Origin of the sequence: Arthrobacter mangrovi, assembly GCF_026011795.1 — a bacterium.
Lineage (GTDB): Bacteria > Actinomycetota > Actinomycetes > Actinomycetales > Micrococcaceae > Crystallibacter > Crystallibacter mangrovi.
In genome coordinates this window covers 1-16,599 of record NZ_BRVS01000007.1, presented here as the reverse complement: position 1 = coordinate 16,599, position 16,599 = coordinate 1, and the positions used below count along the sequence as shown (strand labels likewise).

The 16,599-nt window shown below is 68.2% G+C and carries 16 protein-coding genes; 7 read left to right on the top strand and 9 right to left on the bottom strand.

Annotated features, from left to right (window positions below; translation table 11 throughout):
- Window positions 1–91: 91 nt before the first annotated feature.
- The 3 genes from AHIS1636_RS08570 (at window position 92) to AHIS1636_RS08560 (ending at window position 5,389) form a co-directional block, all read left to right on the top strand.
- Window positions 92–1,105, top strand: a complete 1,014-nt coding sequence (locus tag AHIS1636_RS08570) for a YeiH family protein (RefSeq protein WP_373875809.1) — start codon at window positions 92–94, stop codon at window positions 1,103–1,105.
- A 41-nt stretch (window positions 1,106–1,146) separates the two neighbouring features.
- Window positions 1,147–3,759 (top strand): aminopeptidase N, encoded by a 2,613-nt coding sequence (pepN, locus tag AHIS1636_RS08565; RefSeq protein WP_264795411.1) that lies wholly within the window; start codon window positions 1,147–1,149, stop codon window positions 3,757–3,759.
- A 160-nt stretch (window positions 3,760–3,919) separates the two neighbouring features.
- Window positions 3,920–5,389 (top strand): CotH kinase family protein, encoded by a 1,470-nt coding sequence (locus AHIS1636_RS08560; protein ID WP_264795410.1) that lies wholly within the window; start codon window positions 3,920–3,922, stop codon window positions 5,387–5,389.
- 9 nt (window positions 5,390–5,398) lie between these two features.
- Here the strand turns inward: AHIS1636_RS08560 and lplAB are convergent, their stop codons facing one another.
- The 5 genes from lplAB to AHIS1636_RS08535 form a co-directional block, all read right to left on the bottom strand.
- Window positions 5,399–6,460, bottom strand: coding sequence for a lipoate-protein ligase LplAB (gene lplAB, locus AHIS1636_RS08555; RefSeq protein ID WP_264795409.1), 1,062 nt, complete (start codon window positions 6,458–6,460; stop codon window positions 5,399–5,401).
- 151 nt (window positions 6,461–6,611) lie between these two features.
- The gene (locus AHIS1636_RS08550; RefSeq protein ID WP_262104449.1) at window positions 6,612–6,866 is read right to left on the bottom strand and encodes a type B 50S ribosomal protein L31; all 255 of its coding nucleotides are present in this window, start codon (window positions 6,864–6,866) and stop codon (window positions 6,612–6,614) included.
- Window positions 6,867–6,961: 95 nt separating this feature from the next.
- Window positions 6,962–7,786 (bottom strand): TrmH family RNA methyltransferase, encoded by an 825-nt coding sequence (locus tag AHIS1636_RS08545; RefSeq protein WP_264795408.1) that lies wholly within the window; start codon window positions 7,784–7,786, stop codon window positions 6,962–6,964.
- Window positions 7,783–8,559, bottom strand: a complete 777-nt coding sequence (locus AHIS1636_RS08540) for a sulfite exporter TauE/SafE family protein (protein ID WP_264795407.1) — start codon at window positions 8,557–8,559, stop codon at window positions 7,783–7,785. Before AHIS1636_RS08540 ends, AHIS1636_RS08545 begins: the two co-directional genes overlap by 4 nt.
- Window positions 8,560–8,574: 15 nt before the next feature.
- A complete protein-coding gene (locus tag AHIS1636_RS08535) occupies window positions 8,575–9,363 on the bottom strand; it encodes an ABC transporter ATP-binding protein (RefSeq protein ID WP_264795406.1) in 789 nt (262 codons plus the stop codon).
- Window positions 9,364–9,485: 122 nt separating this feature from the next.
- Here AHIS1636_RS08535 and serB point away from each other — a divergent pair, with 122 nt between their 5' ends.
- Entirely contained in the window at window positions 9,486–10,379 is an 894-nt protein-coding gene (gene serB, locus AHIS1636_RS08530) for a phosphoserine phosphatase SerB (protein WP_264795405.1), read from the top strand.
- A gap of 30 nt (window positions 10,380–10,409) precedes the next feature.
- Here the strand turns inward: serB and AHIS1636_RS08525 are convergent, their stop codons facing one another.
- From AHIS1636_RS08525 to AHIS1636_RS08515, 3 genes are all read right to left on the bottom strand, one after another.
- Window positions 10,410–11,642 (bottom strand): glycoside hydrolase family 26 protein, encoded by a 1,233-nt coding sequence (locus tag AHIS1636_RS08525; protein ID WP_264795404.1) that lies wholly within the window; start codon window positions 11,640–11,642, stop codon window positions 10,410–10,412.
- 205 nt (window positions 11,643–11,847) lie between these two features.
- Window positions 11,848–12,600 (bottom strand): SDR family oxidoreductase, encoded by a 753-nt coding sequence (locus AHIS1636_RS08520; RefSeq protein WP_264795403.1) that lies wholly within the window; start codon window positions 12,598–12,600, stop codon window positions 11,848–11,850.
- A 121-nt stretch (window positions 12,601–12,721) separates the two neighbouring features.
- Window positions 12,722–13,444 carry a beta-ketoacyl-ACP reductase gene (locus AHIS1636_RS08515; RefSeq protein ID WP_264795402.1) on the bottom strand — a complete coding sequence of 241 codons (723 nt, stop codon included), beginning with the start codon at window positions 13,442–13,444 and terminating at the stop codon, window positions 12,722–12,724.
- 129 nt (window positions 13,445–13,573) lie between these two features.
- Here AHIS1636_RS08515 and AHIS1636_RS08510 point away from each other — a divergent pair, with 129 nt between their 5' ends.
- The 3 genes from AHIS1636_RS08510 to AHIS1636_RS08500 are packed head-to-tail and all read left to right on the top strand — an operon-like array spanning window position 13,574 to window position 15,224.
- A complete protein-coding gene (locus tag AHIS1636_RS08510; RefSeq protein WP_264795401.1) occupies window positions 13,574–14,062 on the top strand; it encodes a DUF3099 domain-containing protein in 489 nt (162 codons plus the stop codon).
- On the top strand, window positions 14,059–14,328 hold the full coding sequence (locus AHIS1636_RS08505) for a hypothetical protein (RefSeq protein WP_264795400.1): 270 nt from the start codon (window positions 14,059–14,061) through the stop codon (window positions 14,326–14,328). Before AHIS1636_RS08510 ends, AHIS1636_RS08505 begins: the two co-directional genes overlap by 4 nt.
- A complete protein-coding gene (locus AHIS1636_RS08500) occupies window positions 14,325–15,224 on the top strand; it encodes an SURF1 family cytochrome oxidase biogenesis protein (RefSeq protein ID WP_264795399.1) in 900 nt (299 codons plus the stop codon). Before AHIS1636_RS08505 ends, AHIS1636_RS08500 begins: the two co-directional genes overlap by 4 nt.
- 11 nt (window positions 15,225–15,235) lie before the next feature.
- Here AHIS1636_RS08500 and AHIS1636_RS08495 read toward each other — a convergent pair.
- The coding region (locus AHIS1636_RS08495; RefSeq protein WP_264795398.1) for an ABC-F family ATP-binding cassette domain-containing protein at window positions 15,236–16,599 on the bottom strand (1,364 nt) is incomplete at its 5' end.

The following is a 16,599-nucleotide window of genomic DNA, read 5'->3' as shown; positions in this document are numbered from 1 at the left end:
GTGCCCACTTTTACGCGCCGATAGCGTGTTGCGCGTGCCGTACGGCACAGTAGCTTCTGTGCCTGAGACCAGTTCCGTTCCTTCCGACCCGGTGCCCCGGGCTGCCGAACGCGGCGCCGGGCGGTGGCTGCCGCTGCTCCCGGGCCTGCTGCTGGCCGTAGCCGCGGCGGCTGCTGCCTATGCCGCCCACCTGCTCCTGCCGGCCGTGCCGGCCATGAGCTTTGCCGTGGTACTGGGCGTCCTGGTGGCCAACCTGCCCGGCCTGCGGGCGGCCGCGGGCGGGACGGCACGGCCCGGCCTCGCGTTTTCCGCCCGGACACTGCTCCGGACCGGGATCGTCCTGCTGGGCCTGAAGCTGTCGCTGGGGGCGCTGGCGCAGCTGGGCGTCGGGGGCCTCCTGCTGATCGCAGGCGTGGTCGCTGCGGCCTTCGCGGGGACCTACCTGCTCGCCCGCGCCTTCAGGCTGGGCGGCGACCAGCCCCTGCTGCTGGCCGCGGGCTTCTCGATCTGCGGTGTCTCCGCCATCGGTGCGGTCGCGGCGGCCCGCGGGAGCCGGGGGCAGGACGTCGCCGTGCCCGTGGCCCTGGTGACGCTGTGCGGGTCGCTGGCCATCGCTGTCCTGCCGGCCATCATGGTTGCGGCGGACCTGCCGGCGGAGCTCTTCGGCGTCTGGGTAGGCAGCTCCGTCCACGACGTCGGCCAGGTGGTGGCCACGGCGCAGACCGCCGGGACCGTGGCGCTGGCGGCCGCCGTCGTCGTTAAGCTGGCGCGCGTGCTGCTGCTGGCACCGATTGTGGCCGGGGTGGCCTGGCACCGCCGCAGCACCGCGCAGGATGCCGGACGGCCGCCGCTGGTGCCGCTGTTCATTGCCGGCTTCGCGGCGATGGTCCTGCTGGGCAGCTCCGGCTGGCTGCCCCCGGATGTGCTGGACGCGGCCGCAATGCTGCAGGACTGGCTGCTGGCGATGGCATTGTTCGGCCTCGGAACGGGCATTCGGGTGCGCGAACTGGCGCGCGGTTCCGTCGCCTCGCTGGCCGTCGCCCTGCTGGCCTGGCTGCTGATCGCCGCCCTGGGGCTGGGCGCGGCGCGGCTCATCGTCGGCTGAGCGTCCGGCGTGCGCAGCGGGGGCGTGGTTGAATGGGCCGGGTGACTCATGGGAACCTTAGCCGCGCCGAGGCACGGACGCGGTCGGAACTGATTGACGTGGACAGCTACGACGTCAGCCTCGACCTCCGGTCCGCGGAAGACCCGGACATCCCGGGCTACGCCTCGAAGACCGTCATCGACTTCAGCTGCAGCTCCCCCGGCGCCGAAACCTTCCTGGACTTCATCCACGGCGGCGTCGAATCCGTGGTCCTGAACGGCGAGCGGCTGGATCCCGCCGCCGTTGTGGATGGGTCGCGGATCCGGCTGCCGGGACTGCAACGGCGGAACCGGGCGACCGTGGCCGGCACCGCGCTGTACAGCCGCAGCGGCGAGGGCCTGCACCGGTTCACGGATCCCGCGGACGGCAAGACCTACCTCTACACCCAGTACGAGCCGGCGGACGCGCGCCGGGTGTTCGCGAACTTCGAGCAGCCGGACCTGAAGGGCGTCTTCACCTTCACCATTACGGCTCCCTCGGGCTGGCAGGTCGCTTCCAATGCCCCGCTTGCCTCGGTGGAGGAGCTGCCCGGCGCGCCCGGTTTTCTGGTGAGCCGCTTCGAGCCGACGGCCCGGATCTCCACCTACATCACCACCGTGCTGGCCGGGCCGTACCACCGGGCACAGGACAGCTGGGAGCGGACGCTTCCGGACGGGAGCGGGCTGCAGGTCCCGCTGGGCGCCTTCTGCCGCGCCGCGCTGGCGGACGCCTTCGACGCGGACCGGATCTTCGCCACCACCAAGCAGGGGCTGGACTTCTTCCACGACCTGTTCGAGTACCCCTACCCCTTCGGCAAGTACGAGCAGGCGTTCGTGCCGGAATACAACCTCGGCGCCATGGAGAACCCCGGCCTGGTCACCTTCACCGAGAAGTACGTGTTCACCTCGCGCGCCACGGTTGCCCAGTACCAGGCACGGGCCAACACGATCATGCACGAAATGGCCCACATGTGGTTCGGGGACCTGGTCACGATGTCGTGGTGGGACGACCTGTGGCTCAAGGAGTCTTTCGCGGACTACATGGGTTCCCTGGCCCTGGTCGAGGCCACCGAGTTCACGAACGCGTGGGTCACCTTCGCCAACCGCCGCAAGGCCTGGGCCTACGTGCAGGACCAGCTGCCGACCACGCATCCGATCGTTGCCGACATCGTGGACCTGGAGGCTGCCAAGCAGAACTTCGACGGCATCACCTACGCCAAGGGCGCCTCGGTGCTCAAGCAGCTGGTGGCGTACGTCGGCGCGGACGCCTTCACCGCGGCGGCGCGCCGCTACTTCCGGCAGCACGAATACGCCAACACCTCCCTGGCCGACTTCCTGGCAGTGATCAGCGGCGCCTCCGGCCGCGACATGGGCGGGTGGGCGGCGGCCTGGCTGCAGACCTCCGGAATTTCCGCCATCACCCCGGAACTCGAGTACGACGGCGGGAGGCTTGCTGCCGTACGCCTGGTCCAGGAAGCCACGGATCCGGTTACGGGACTACCCGCGGAGCGGCCGCACCGGCTGCGCGTGGGCCTCTACGACTTCGATGCCGAGGGCGCGCTGGTGCGCTCCGGCTCCGTGGAGCTGGACGTCGCCGGGCGCGTCACCGAAGTGCCCGGGCTCGCCGGACGCCCCGAACCGGCGCTCCTGCTGGTGAACGACGAGGACCTCAGCTACGTCAAAGTCCGGTTCGATCCGCGCTCCCTGCAGACCGTGCTCGCCTCGCTGGACCGGGTGGCGGATCCGCTGGCCCGGGCACTGTGCTGGTCAACGCTGTGGGACATGGCGCGCGACGGCCTCCTCGACGCGGAATCCTACCTGGCGGCCGTGGAACGCTTCGCCCGGTCGGAGACGGACAACGGCGTCCTGCAGATGCTCTTGGACTGTGCACGGACCGCCCTGGAACGCTATGCGCCGGCCTCGGAGCGGGACCGCCTTCGGCGTCGCACCGCCATGTTCCTGCGCGCGCAGCTGGAGGCTGCGGAGCCGGGAAGCGACCACCAGCTGGCGTGGGCCCGCTGCCTGGCGGCCGTCGCCCGGGCCGATCCGGCCGGTGCGGACTACCTCGCCGCGTTGCTGGACGGCTCCTCGGTACCCGAGGGCTTGGCCATGGATGCGGACCTCCGCTGGCGGCTGTGGCAGGCGCTGGCGGCGACCGGCCATGCCGACCCCTCCCGGCTCGAGGCGGAGCTGGAGCGGGACCTGACGGCGTCGGGACGCGCCGGCTTCACGGCCGCCATGGGCGCCCGCCCCGATCCGGCGGTCAAGGCCAAAGCCTGGCAGGACGCCGTTGCCGGTTCGCAGCTGTCCAATGAGCTGCTGGACGCGACGATCGACGGCTTCACGGCCGCCGGGCACGGGCTGCTGGCGCCCTACGCCGAGCAGTACTTCCAGGGCATCGAGGACGTGTGGCAGCGGCAGAGCATCGAGCTGGCCAGCCGGGTCGTCCGCGGCCTGTATCCCCTGCAGCAGGACCTGGCCGAGAGCCAGGCGCCCGAACTGCATCCCGTCGTCGTCCGCACCGATGAGTGGCTCGGGCGGCATCCCCATGCCCCGGCGGCACTCCGGCGCATCGTCGTCGAGCAGCAGGACCATCTGCTCCGCGCACTGAGGGCGCAGCAGGCCGCAGCAAAATAAGGGGCCCCGCGCCTTCGGCGGGCCGTGCGGCCCGGACCTGCTCCAGGTTCCGGAAAAGCCGCGGGATCGGGTCATACCCCGCGCATGGTCCGGGCACAGAAACGGCACAGCTCTAAGCGCGAAGCTGGGAGGCATCCATTCGGCGAGCTTAGAAGGACCCATGCGACGTTTCCCCGGCACAATTCTTTCGGCATCCGCCCTTGCCCTCACGCTGGCCTTGTCCGGGTGCGGCACCGGGGCGGCGACAGACGCCCCGGCGGCGGGGACATCAGCTGCGCCATCGTCCACCGGCTCCGGGTCCGACGCGGCGGACGGTGGTTCCGCGGCTGCCAGGGACGCCTTCTTTGCTGACGGCGTGTCCCACCGGATCAGCGTCGCCTGGGAGGAATCCGACTACGCCGACATGGTCGCTGCCTACGAAGCGGACGGGGCCAAGGACTGGATCCAGGCCGACATCACCATCGATGGGACCGTGGTGCCCAACGTGGGCGTGCGGCTCAAGGGCAATTCGACCTTGCGCAGCCTCAGCGGCGGGGGCGCCCGGATGGCCGGAAACGCGAACACCTCAAACACCATGGAAATCTCCTCCGACGTTCCCGAGTCGCTCCCGCTGCTCATCGACTTCGACAAGTACACGGACGGCCAGACGTACCAGGGCCTCACGCAGCTCGCCCTGCGGCCCGGTTCACCGGCCCTCAACGAGGCCCTTGCCCTGGCCCTGACGGCGGCCAGCGGCCAAGCAACGCAGCGGTTCGCCTACTCCACGTATTCCGTGAACGGCAGCCCGACCCAGACGCGGCTGCTGGTGGAGAACCCCGACGAAACCTACGCCGATTCCCTTTTCGGCACAGCCGGCGTGCTCTACAAAGCGGACGCGGAATCCAGCTTCAGGTACCAGGGCGACGACCTGGCGACTTATGAAGAGCAGTTCAAGCAACTTAACGCCGAGGGCAGCGAAGACGTGCAGCCCGTCGTCGACTTCCTCAAGTGGCTCTCCGAAGCCAGCGATGAGGAGTTCGACGCCGAATTGGCCGACTGGGTGGATATCGGATCCTTTGCCCGCTACACCGCCACCATGAACCTCCTGGTGAACGGCGACGACATGGCCGGACCGGGCCGGAACTATTACCTCTGGTACGACCTGGAGTCGAAGAAGATTTCGGTCATTTCGTGGGATCTGAACCTCGCCATGACAGGGGACGCCGCGGCGTCCCCCGATGACCAGCTCTCCATCGGAGGGGGCGGCGGAGCCGTGCCGCCAGGGCAGAACGGTGACCCCGGGACACCCCCGGGAGGCTCCGACCCCGCCAGCGATCCGGCCGCTGCGTCCGCCGCCAACGAATACGGCGGCGGTATGGCCGGCCGGATGGCGGGAGGGGGCGGCCGGGGAGGCAACGAGCTGAAGGAGCGGTTCCTGGCATCGGAGGCTTTCCGGCCCGCCTACGAGGCCGCCTATGCAGACCTTTACGACCGGATGTACGGGGACGGAACCGCGACCGAGCTTTTGGACGAGATCGCGTCCGCGGTGCCGTCCAGCGACGGCGTCACCGCGGAGGACCTGGCGGAGCAGGCCGCGACGCTGCGGACCTTCATCGACGAACGGACGGAAGCGCTTGAAGACGATGTGTAAGCGGGCGCGCTACGGCACCCGGTGCAGCCACTCCCCGGTGGCGAACTTGGCCTCGACCAGATCGCGGGCGGCGGCGAACTCCTCGTCGGTGATGGCAGAGTCCGAAGCGCCGTAGCGGTCGCGGAACGTGGCCATCATGGTGCCGATGATGGATTCCCGGTCCAGGCCGGTCTGGCGCCGCAGCGGATCGACGCGCTTCTTCGCGCTGGTGATCCCCTTGTCCGAAATCTTTTCCTTCCCGATCCGCAGGACGTCGGTCATCTTGTCCGCATCGATGTCGTAGGACATCGTCACGTGGTGCAGCATGGCGCCGTTGCCCAGTCGTTTCTGGGCAGCGCCCCCGATCTTGCCCTGCGGCGTCGCTATATCGTTCAGCGGCTGGTAGAAGGCCTCCACCCCTACCTTTTCCAGTGCTGCCATGGTCCACGTGTCCAGGAACGCGTAGGACGCTTCGAACGACAGGCCGTCCACAAGGGTCTGCGGAAGGTAGAGCGAATACGTGATGGCGTTGCCGTGTTCCATGAACATCGCCCCGCCGCCGGTGATCCTGCGTACCACGGTCACGCCGTGGCGTTCGGCGCCGTCGGCGTCCACTTCGTTCCTGACCGACTGGAAGCTGCCGATCACGACGGAGGGCTCGTCCCAGTCCCAGATCCGCATGGTCGGCGGGCGCTTGCCCTCCCCCACGCGGCGGGTCAGCACCTCGTCAAGGGCCACGTTGAGGTGGATCGGCAGCACCTGCGGACCGATCAGCTGCCAGTCATGGTCCCGCCAGCCGGTGGCCTTGGCCAAGGCCCGGCGCACCGCAGTGGCCACCGCGTGGGCGGAAAATCCGAAGAGCACCACGTCGGAACCCAGGGCGGCATCGACGGCAGCCGCATAGTCGGCATGGGACCCGTCGGCGGGCATGCCGTTCAGCGCGGCGTTGATGTCGTGCAGGGCCTCGTCCGGTTCGAGGAAAAAATCGCCGCTGACGGAGACGTTGGCCAGCCGGCCCGACTCCTCGTCGAGGTCGACCACGACGAGCTTGCCGCCGTGGACCTTGTATTCACCGTGCCGGTGACCGGACATTCCGAACTCCTTGCCAGTCTGCTATGTGCCGCGGACGAACGCCGCCGGCTCTTCAGTCATACCACCGCGTGGCACGCGGGTTAAAAAGCGGCGGTCCGCACCAGCGTGGACTGGTGCGGACCGCCGTCGCTCAAATCTGCGGGCGAAGAAGTTACTTCTTGCCGAAGCCCTTGAAGCGGGCGTTGAAGCGCTCGACACGGCCGGCGGTGTCCATGATGCGCTGCTTACCGGTGTAGAACGGGTGCGACTCGGAGGAGATTTCAACCTCGATCAGCGGGTAGGTGTTGCCGTCTTCCCACTCAACAGTCTTGCTGGAGCCAACGGTGGACTTGGTCAGGAAGGAAACGCCGGAGGCAAGGTCGCGGAAGACAACCGGGGCGTATGCCGGGTGGATATCAGACTTCATGTGGAATCCTTTGAACACGCCCCTGGATTTTGCCAGCGGCTTTAAGGGATGGAAAACGGTTGGCCCATGGCAGGCCAGCAACCCATCCTACCTCATCAGCCGCCGATGCCTGAAACCTTGGGGCGGCATGCCCAGAAGGCCACGGCGCTGGCGGCCGCCACGTTCAGCGAGTCCACGCCGGCGCGCATCGGGATCATCACCTTCAGGTCGACTTGCCCCAGGGTCTCCGGCAGCATGCCGGCGCCCTCGGTTCCGAGGATGAGGGCCAGCCGGCCGAACGTCCGGGACTCAAGTTCATCCAAGGTGATGGCATCCTCGGTCAGCTCAAGCGCCGCCGTCGTAAATCCCTGCTCCTTGAGGACGCGTAGTCCCCCGGGCCATTCCGGCAGGCGCGCCCACGGGATCTGGAAGACCGTGCCCATGCTGACCCGGATGCTGCGGCGGTACAGCGGGTCCGCGCAGCGGGGGCTGATCAGGACGGCGTCCATGCCCATCGCGGCGGCCGAGCGGAAGATCGCGCCGACGTTGGTGTGGTCCACGATGTCCTCCAGTACCGCGACGCGGCGCGCGCCGGCCACTACCTCCGCGGGATCGCGCGGCGCCGGGCGGTGCATGGCGGCCATGGCGCCGCGGTGCAGGTGGAAACCGGTGATTGCTTCAAGCACCTCCGGGGTGCCGACGAAGACGGGCACCTCCGGGAAGAGGCCGATGACATCGCGCAGGTCCTCGAGCCACTTTTCGGCGAGGAAGAACGACCTCGGCCGGTGGCCCGCATCGATGGCCCGGCGCAGCACCTTAGAGCTCTCCGCAATGTACATCCCCTCGGCCGGCTCGCGGCGCCGCCGCAGGGCGGTGTCCGTCAGCTGCGTGTAGTCGGCGACCAGCGGATCATCCGCGGTCTCAAGGTAGTGCAGGTTCATGCCACGAGTTCCGAGACCATGACGAAGAGTGCCACGAGGCCGAGGGCGACGATGATGCCGCGCAGGACCACCGGCTTCAGGCGCCGGCCCACCGACGTGCCGATCAGCGCGCCGGCCAGCGAGCTCACGGCGATCACCAGCACGATCATCCAGTTGATGCGGTCGAACGCGAAGATCATGTAGGAGATGCCGGCGATGATGTTCACGCCGAGCACCAGCACGTTCTTGACCGCGTTGGCCTGCTGCAGCGTGCCGTGCAGGAAGATGCCGAGGATCCCGACGAGCAGGATGCCCTGGGCCGCGACAAAGTAGCCGCCGTAGACGCCGGCGAAGTAGATCAGGAACAGCAGCACCAGCGGCTGGCTCCGGGTCCGTGCCTGCGCGGCCTGCCGCTCCCGCACCCAGGCCTGCAGCTTGGGCTGGAAGATGACGAACACCAGCGCCAGCACGATCAGGAAGGGCGCGGCAATGCCGAAGACTTCCTCCGGCAGGTTCAGCAGCAGCGCCGCACCGGTGATGCCGCCGAGCAGCGACGCCGGCAGCAGCACCTTGAGCGTTCCGCCCAGCCCGCGCAGCTCCCGCCGGTAACCGTACACTCCGCCGAAGTTGCCCGCGATCAGGCCCATCGCGTTGGAAATCGTCGCGGTCACCGGAGGTACGCCGAGCGCCACCAGGACGGGGAACGTGACGAGCGTGCCGGAGCCGACGATGCTGTTGATGGTGCCGGCCCAGAGCCCGGCCAGGGCAATAATAAGCGCCTGGACTAAGTCCATAGAGTCAGTACCGGCTCAGGCGCGGCGCGCAACGGCCGTGTACCGGCCGCCGTCGTTCTTGACCTCAAGTGGCATGTCGAAGGCCGTGCTGAGGTTCTCTTCGGTGAGCACCTCGTCGATGGGCCCCTGCGCCACCACGCCGCCTTCGCGCAGCAGCATGGCGTGGGTGAAACCCGGGGGCACCTCTTCCAGATGGTGCGTCACGAGCACCAGCGCCGGAGAGTCCTCGTCAGCTGCGAGCTGGCTCAGCCGGTGGACCAGGTCCTCGCGGCCGGCAAGGTCAAGACCCGCGCCCGGCTCGTCGAGCAGCAGCAGCTCCGGGTCCGCCATCAGTGCGCGGGCGATCTGCACCCGCTTGCGTTCGCCCTCGCTCAAAGTGGCGAAGCGGCGGTTGAGGAAGGTGGACATCCCCCACTGGTCCAGCAGCCGGAACGCCCGGCGCTCGTCCTGCTTCTCGTAGGCCTCGCGCCAGCGGCCGGTCACGCCATAGGAGGCGGTGACGACGACGTTCAGCACCGTTTCCTGCTCCGGAATCTGGTTGGCCAGCGCCGCGGAGGCCAGGCCGATCCGCGGCCGGAGCTCGAACACGTCCACGGATCCCATGACCTCTTCGAGGATCCCGGCTACGCCGCGGGTGGGGTGCATCCGGGCACCGGCGATCTGCAGCAGCGTGGTCTTCCCGGCGCCGTTCGGGCCCAGGATGACCCAACGCTCGCCTTCCTTGACTTGCCAGTCCACGTTGTCCAACAGGGTTTTCCGCCCGCGGACAACGCTGACCCCGGCAAATTCAAGAACATCACTCATGCTTCTAGACACTAGGCTAAGAAAGGCAGCATTCGCCAAACGCTACGCCGCAGGCCCGGCGATTGGCCCCCGCTGATTTCCACCGGCGCCCCGCGCGCCCGACAGAGAAGGACTTCTCCAGCATGCTTTCGCTCTTCCGCGTTGTCTCCTACGGGCTCAAGCTCACCGACGAGTACCTGGTGGCGGTCCAGCAGGCCCTCTCAGCGGCGGGCGGCGTCATTGTGGAGCTGGAGAACTTCGACAACGGCCGTTTCCAGGCCACGGTGCACGCCGTGGGGTACGACGGCGACACGGAGTCCGGCCTGCTGGCCTTGCGGGCGGCGGTCGAGCCGGTCATCACGAGCTCCATCGGCACGGCGGTCGTGCCCGCCGAGCTGGCCGGCCCGAAGCGCAAGCTGCTGATCATGGATGTGGATTCCACGCTGATCAAGCAGGAGGTCATCGAGCTGCTCGCGGAGCACGCCGGGAAGCGGGACGAGGTCGCCGCGCTGACCGATGCGGCGATGCGCGGCGAACTGGACTTTGCCGAGAGCCTGCATGCCCGGGTCGGAACCCTGCGCGACCTGCCGCTGGAGGTCATCGACCAGGTCCACGGTGCGGTTGAACTCACCGACGGTGCCGCCGAACTGGTCGAGGCGTTCCTCAACGCCGGGCACGTCGTCGGGGTGGTCTCCGGCGGGTTCAGCCAGATCCTGGATCCGCTGGCCGCGGAGCTGAGGCTGGACTACTGGCATGCGAACCTGCTGGGCACCACGGACGGCGCCTTGACCGGCGTCGTCGAGGGGGACGTCGTGGACCGCGCCGCGAAAGAGGCTTCGCTGCGCGCCTGGGCGAAGGCAGAGCACATCGACATGGCACAGACCATCGCGGTCGGCGACGGCGCCAATGACCTGGATATGCTCGGCGCCGCCGGTCTCGGCGTGGCTTTCAACGCTAAGCCCGCCGTGCGGGACGCAGCGGACGCGGCCGTCAACATCCCCTACCTGGACGTGGTCCGGTACTTCGCAGGCGTCTGATCCGGAAGGAGTGCCGGACCGGGCCGCAGGTCAGCCGCGGCGCGCCGCCAGAGCCGCGCGGAGCGCGTCCGCCGAGCTCTGGCTGCTGTCGATCCGCCAGTCGGTTTCCTTGTTGAAGTGGAACCACACCACGGCAGTGATGTCCGGCTGCTGCGCCAGGTAGTAGACCAGGTCCGCGTTCCATGCGGCTTTCGAGCCGCCCTGTTCGGCCGAGGATGTTTCCGCGATGAGGATGGGCTTGCCCGGAGCCAGGGAACGGACCTGGCCGAGGCCGTCGGCGAACAGCTCCCACGGCTGGGTCCATTTGCTCCAGTCGGCAGAAGTGCCCCAGTTGTAGCCGTCCAGGGCCACCGCGTCGACGTAGTCCGGTCCGGGATAGAGCCCGTCCAGCGGCGTCGACCCCCAGTAGGGCACATTGGGATTCCACACCCACTGCACGTTGGCCGCTCCCGTCGAGCTGACGACGTCGTGGACGTGCCGCCATGCCGCCGCATAGTCGCCGGCGCCGTTGCCGTTGACTCCCTCCGACCAGGGGTACCAGTTGCCGTTCATCTCGTGGCCGAACCGCAGGTAGACGGGGTGGCCCCATTGGGCGAGGGCGGTGCCCCACTGCCGCAGGTAGGCGTCGAAGTCCCCGGCGGCGATCCGGTCCAGGGAGTAGGCGGGCTGCTCCGTTCCGCCGCCCCAGGCCCACGGTTCCCAGGTCAGCAGCGTCACCGCGCCGCGGGACCGCACCGCTTCGAGCTCGGCCACCGGCGGCGCCTGCCGGAAGTCTTTGTAGGACAAGATCACGGACGGGGTTTCCCCCGACATTGCGGCGACGGTATCCAGCTCGCCCTGCGCCAGCGGCCCTCCCGGCGTGCCGACGCCAAAGCGCAATCTCGCGCTGCTGATGCCGGGCAGGGTGGCTGCCGTGTCGAGCGCCGCCACCTGTTGCTCCTCTTCGGTCACGGAGGGACTGCTGTACGTGACCGTGAACATCGCCGAAGCGGCGGCAGCGCCCGCACGTGCCTCAATCCGCAGCGAAGCGTCGGCGGCCTCGGGGATCACGATGGACGTCTTGAAATACCCCGAAGCGGACGTCGCGAAGGCCTGCTGGCCGGTACCGGCGGACACGGTACCCGCGGTCTTCTTGGGGAAGCCTGTACCGGTGACGGTGACCGTGGTCCCGGCCGGCCCGGAATAGTCGCTCAGCGTGATGGCCGCCGCTGCCGCCTGGGACGGCAGTGCGCCGCAGAGCATGGATATGGCCAGCGCCAGCATGGCGCATAGTGCTGCGCAGGTACGGCGCATTGTTCCCCCCCAAGATAGCTCCGCACAGCTTCCCTTTGGTGCGGCTAAACGTGTGATCTTAGCGCAATCCGAAGGGCAAGGGAATGGCGGGGTGGCAGGGCGGTGCAGACGACGGCGGCCGCCGCCCGTGCCCATGCACTGGCGGCGGCCACCGGGGCGGCCTGCTAAGCCGGAATCAGGCCTGGGCCTGCTGGAACCATTCGGCTCCGCCCACTAGTTCCGTGTGGCCGGAGGGCACATCCGCGGTGGCCATCTTCGCGATCTCCGCTGCGAATTCCTCGACCGAGTAGAGCTTGCCCGCGGCCTCGCGGCGGGCTTCGATGGCGCCGGGAGCAGCACGGTCCAGCAGCGTCGCCGTCACGGTTCCCTCGATCATGTCGCCCGAAACCACGACCAGGCTGATGCCCTTCTCTTCGAGCGCCGGCAGCTCCGCCCGCAGGGCATCCTCGCCGGCGCGCTTGCTCCGTGCGACCGGCTCGTACTCGGGCATCGTGGGGACCGTGTTGATGAAATGGGCCTGGTGGCTGGTGACGAACACGACCCGGGACCCGGCGGGCAAGACTGCCGCCGCGGCCCTGAGCATGTTGACCTGGGCATCGCGGTTGAGCCGCATGGCGTAGTCCTCGCCGAGGCCCGATTCCATGCCGCCGGAGGCATTCAGGACCAGCAGGTCCAGCCCGCCGAAGTTCTCGGTGGCCGCGTCGACCAGGGACTGTGCCCCTTCGGGCGAAGTCAGGTCGGCGCCCACGGCCACGGCGCGGCCGCCGGCCGCTTCGATTCCGGCCACGACCTTATTGGCACGGGGTGCCTTCTGCCTGTAGTTGACGACGACGCCGGCCCCCTCGGCCGCCAGCAGTCCGGCCACGGCGGCCCCGACCCCGCGCGAGGATCCTGTCACAATTGCTGCTTTGCCGTCCAAGGCACCCATTCTTGCTCCTAGTCGTCGTGGCGTTTGTAGAAATCACCTAATGAAAAAGGCTCCGCAGACCATACTGCCAGCCTGCGGAGCCTCAAGCTTTGTCCGAATGCGACAAATAGCGGTTATGCCGTCAGTGGCCCATTCCCAGTCCGCCGTCTACCGGAATGACCGCACCGGAGATGTAGGCGGCCTCGTCGCTGGCGATCCAGCGCACGACGTTGGCCACTTCCTCCGGCTCGGCGAAGCGGCCTGCCGGGATACTGGAGAGGTAGCTCTTCTGCGTGTCCTCGGGGAGTGCCGCCGTCATGTCGGTATTGATGAAACCCGGGGCGACGACGTTGGCGGTGATGCCGCGGGAACCGAGTTCGCGGGTCAGCGAGCGGGCGATCCCGACGAGGCCCGATTTGGAGGCGGCGTAGTTGATCTGCCCCGGAGAACCGTAGAGCCCGACCACGGAGGAAATCAGCACGACCCGGCCTTTGCGCAGCCGGATCATGCCCTTGGACGCGCGCTTGACGACGCGGAAAGCGCCGCTCAGGTTGGTGTCGATGACGTCGGTGAAGTCGTCTTCGCTCATTCGCAGCAGGAGCGTGTCGCGCGTGATGCCGGCATTGGCGACCAGCACCTCTACCGGACCGTGGGCGGCTTCGACTTCGGTGAAGGCAGCGTCGATCGAGGAGGCATCGGTCACGTCCGCCTTGACGCCCAGCAGCCCCTCGGGCACGTCGCCGCTGCGATAGGTGATGGCCACCTTGTCGCCATTCGCCTGGAATGCGCGCGCGATAGCGAGTCCGATGCCGCGGTTACCGCCGGTCACCAGGACGCTGCGCCCCGCCTGCTCTTCGTTGCTCACACTTACCTCCGTTGAAAACGCTGTTTTGTCCTAGAGCATCCTAGCCCGGCCGCAGGATCCGCAGGCCTTGGAGAAGTTCGTTCATCGACCGATGCCGTGGGAGAATTGAGGGAGGTTCTTTGGAGCGTGATGAGTAAGCAGTCAAACGATGATCAGGCCGTCCAGAGCATTACGGACGCGCAGGAGGGCCATACCGACGAGATGCGGCGCCGGATGGTCAAGTACACCATCGCCATGAGCATCCGTCTTGCCTGCCTCCTGCTGTTCTTTTTCGTGGACGGCTGGCTGCGCTGGACGTTCATCGCCGGCGCCGTGTTCCTGCCGTGGATCGCCGTGGTCATCGCGAACAGCGGCAGCGACCAGAGCAATCTGCAGCACAGCGACTCGCTTTTGGATCGGGCCCCGGCCGCCGAACTCGAGGCCGGCACGGGCCCGCAGGAGGAAGAGACCGATGTGCTCGCAGGCGAGGTGGTCGATGACGACGCGGACAGCGGCGGCGAGACTGCAGGCGGCGCGGGTGCGCCGGGCCGGCCCTGGTTCGACGAGGGACAGGGCAGAGAAGGGCCGGGCGGCGAGGGACTGATGGATCAACGCGGGAAAGACGGAGACGCAGCGTGAGTATTTTCGACCAACTGTCCGGAAGCGGACAGCCGATCGCGGTTGCCCCGGTCTGCTCGCGCAAGGGGTGCCGCGCATCGGCGGCCTGGGAGTTGCTCTGGAACAACCCGAAGATCCACACCCCTGAGCGCCGGAAGACCTGGCTGGCCTGCGACGAGCACCGCGACTGGCTCCAGGAATACTTGGAACAGCGCGGGCTCTGGCGCGCGACTCAGGCCTTCGGGGCCTCTGCGGGCGAAAACCCGGAAACGGCGGAGGGCCAATGAGTTCCTACCGCTTCCTGTTCACCGGCAAATGGGTCGGATGGTTCCTCCTCGTGGTCCTGCTCGCGGCCGTCTGCGTGCTGCTGGGCAACTGGCAGATGGACCGCCGCGAGCAGGCCCGCGATGTCATTTCCGCTATTGAATCCAATTACGACCGCGCGCCCGTCGAGTTCTCCACGGTGCCGCAGATCTTCGAGACTGCGGCCGAGGCCGATGAGTGGACGCCGGTCGCCCTGCGCGGCGAGTACGACGTCGCCAGGCAGCGGATCGTCCGCAACCGCCCCCTGAACGGCCGCCCGGGCTACGAAGTCCTTGTGCCGCTCAGGCTGGAATCGGGTGCCGCCGTGATCGTTGACCGCGGCTGGCTGCCCATTGGCAACATCCAGGCCGGACGCCCGGACGACGTGCCGGCGCCCCCGGAGGGGGACGTGACCGTCGTCGTGCGCATGAAGCCCGGCGAAGCGGCTGTCGACCGTGGAGCACCGGAGGGACAGCTGGCTTCCATCCGGCTGGAAGACTATGCGGCCGAACTGGACTACCCGGTCTACACCGGCGCCTACGGCATGATGGCTAGCGAGGATCCGGCGCCGGCAACGCAGCCCGTCGCGATTCCGAAGCCGGCGATCGACGAAGGGCCGCACCTGTCCTACTCGATGCAGTGGTATGCCTTCGGACTGCTGTTCTTCGTGGGCTACGGCTACGCGGCCCGGCAGCAGGCACGGATGGACGAGCTGCAGGCGGAGGACGAAGCGCACGGAATCCACGAAGCCAATCCGGCGCGGCGGACGGCGGCGCCCAAGCGGAGGCGCAACCGGCCCACCGCCGAGGAGGAAGAGGACGCGCTGCTCGATGCGCAGGGCTTCCGCACGGACGGCTCGCTGCTCAGCAAGGACGACTGACCCGGTGCCGCTTAGGCCAGGGTGACCAGGTCCAGGTAGTCCTCGTTCCAGAGGTCCTCGACGCCGTCGGGCAGCAGGACCACGCGCTCCGGATTCAGCGCCTCAACGGCTCCCTCGTCGTGGCTGACCATGACGACGGCGCCGGTGTAGTTCCGCAGTGCGCCCAGGATTTCGGCGCGGCTGGCCGGGTCCAGGTTGTTCGTGGGCTCATCGAGCAGCAGCACATTGGCCGAGGACGCGACGATCGTGGCCAGCGCCAGCCGCGTCTTCTCGCCGCCGGAGAGCACGCCGGCCGGCTTGCTCACGTCGTCCCCGGAGAACAGGAAGGAACCGAGGATGTTCCGGACTTGCGTGTCCTGCAGGTCCGGCGCCGCGGTCCGCATGTTCTCCAGCACGGTGCGTTCGGTATCCAGAGTGTCGTGCTCCTGGGCGTAGTAGCCGATCTTGAGCCCGTGCCCCGGGACGACTTCGCCGGTGTCCGGTGTGTCCACGCCGGCCAGCATGCGCAGCAAGGTCGTCTTGCCGGCGCCGTTGAGGCCGAGGATGACCACCTTGGAACCGCGGTCGATCGCGAGGTCCACATCCGTGAAGATTTCCAGCGAACCGTAGGACTTGCTGAGCCCTTCCGCCGTCATCGGGGTCTTGCCGCAGGGGGCGGGATCCGGGAAGCGCAGGGCCGCGACCTTGTCCTGGGCCCGCACGGCGTCCAGCCCGTCGAGCAGCCGTTCGGCGCGCTTGGCCATGTTCTGGGCGGCGACGGCCTTGGTGGCCTTGGCCCGCATCTTATTGGCCTGGTCCAGCAGGACCTGCGCCTTCTTTTCCGCGTTGGCACGTTCGCGCTTGCGGGCGCGCTCGTCGGTTTCGCGCTGCTGCAGGTAGCGCTTCCAGTTCATGTTGTAGATGTCGACGGCGGCGCGGTTCGCGTCCAGGTGGAAGACCTTGTTGACCGTCGCCTCCAGCAGGCCGGTGTCGTGGCTGATCACGATCAGCCCGCCCTGGTGGTTCTTCAGGAATTCACGCAGCCAGCTGATCGAATCGGCGTCCAGGTGGTTCGTCGGCTCGTCCAGCAGCATGGTGTCGGCGCCGGAGTAGAGGATCCGGGCCAGTTCGACGCGCCGCCGCTGGCCGCCGGAGAGGGTCTTGAGCGGCTGGTTGAGGATGCGCTCGGGCAGCTGGAGATTGGAGGAGATCGCGGCGGCCTCCGCCTCGGCGGCATAACCGCCGCCGGCCAGGAACTCCGCCTCCAGCCGGTCGTACCGGCGCATGGCCTTGGCATGCACGGCCGGATCCTCGCTCGCCATTTCCTGCTGCGCCTTCCGCAGCTTCCCGACGACGACGTCGAGTCCGCGGGCGGACAGGATCCGGTCCCTGGCCA

Bases quoted from the DNA above. Each gene is read 5' to 3' on its own strand.
- AHIS1636_RS08560 (WP_264795410.1), top strand. From the start codon at position 3,920: ATGCGACGTTTCCCCGGCACAATTCTTTCGGCATCCGCCCTTGCCCTC.
- lplAB (WP_264795409.1), bottom strand. From the start codon at position 6,460: ATGTCCGGTCACCGGCACGGTGAATACAAGGTCCACGGCGGCAAGCTC.
- AHIS1636_RS08550 (WP_262104449.1), bottom strand. From the start codon at position 6,866: ATGAAGTCTGATATCCACCCGGCATACGCCCCGGTTGTCTTCCGCGAC.
- AHIS1636_RS08545 (WP_264795408.1), bottom strand. From the start codon at position 7,786: ATGAACCTGCACTACCTTGAGACCGCGGATGATCCGCTGGTCGCCGAC.
- AHIS1636_RS08540 (WP_264795407.1), bottom strand. From the start codon at position 8,559: ATGGACTTAGTCCAGGCGCTTATTATTGCCCTGGCCGGGCTCTGGGCC.
- AHIS1636_RS08535 (WP_264795406.1), bottom strand. From the start codon at position 9,363: ATGAGTGATGTTCTTGAATTTGCCGGGGTCAGCGTTGTCCGCGGGCGG.
- serB (WP_264795405.1), top strand. From the start codon at position 9,486: ATGCTTTCGCTCTTCCGCGTTGTCTCCTACGGGCTCAAGCTCACCGAC.
- AHIS1636_RS08525 (WP_264795404.1), bottom strand. From the start codon at position 11,642: ATGCTGGCGCTGGCCATATCCATGCTCTGCGGCGCACTGCCGTCCCAG.
- AHIS1636_RS08520 (WP_264795403.1), bottom strand. From the start codon at position 12,600: ATGGGTGCCTTGGACGGCAAAGCAGCAATTGTGACAGGATCCTCGCGC.
- AHIS1636_RS08510 (WP_264795401.1), top strand. From the start codon at position 13,574: ATGAGTAAGCAGTCAAACGATGATCAGGCCGTCCAGAGCATTACGGAC.
- AHIS1636_RS08500 (WP_264795399.1), top strand. From the start codon at position 14,325: ATGAGTTCCTACCGCTTCCTGTTCACCGGCAAATGGGTCGGATGGTTC.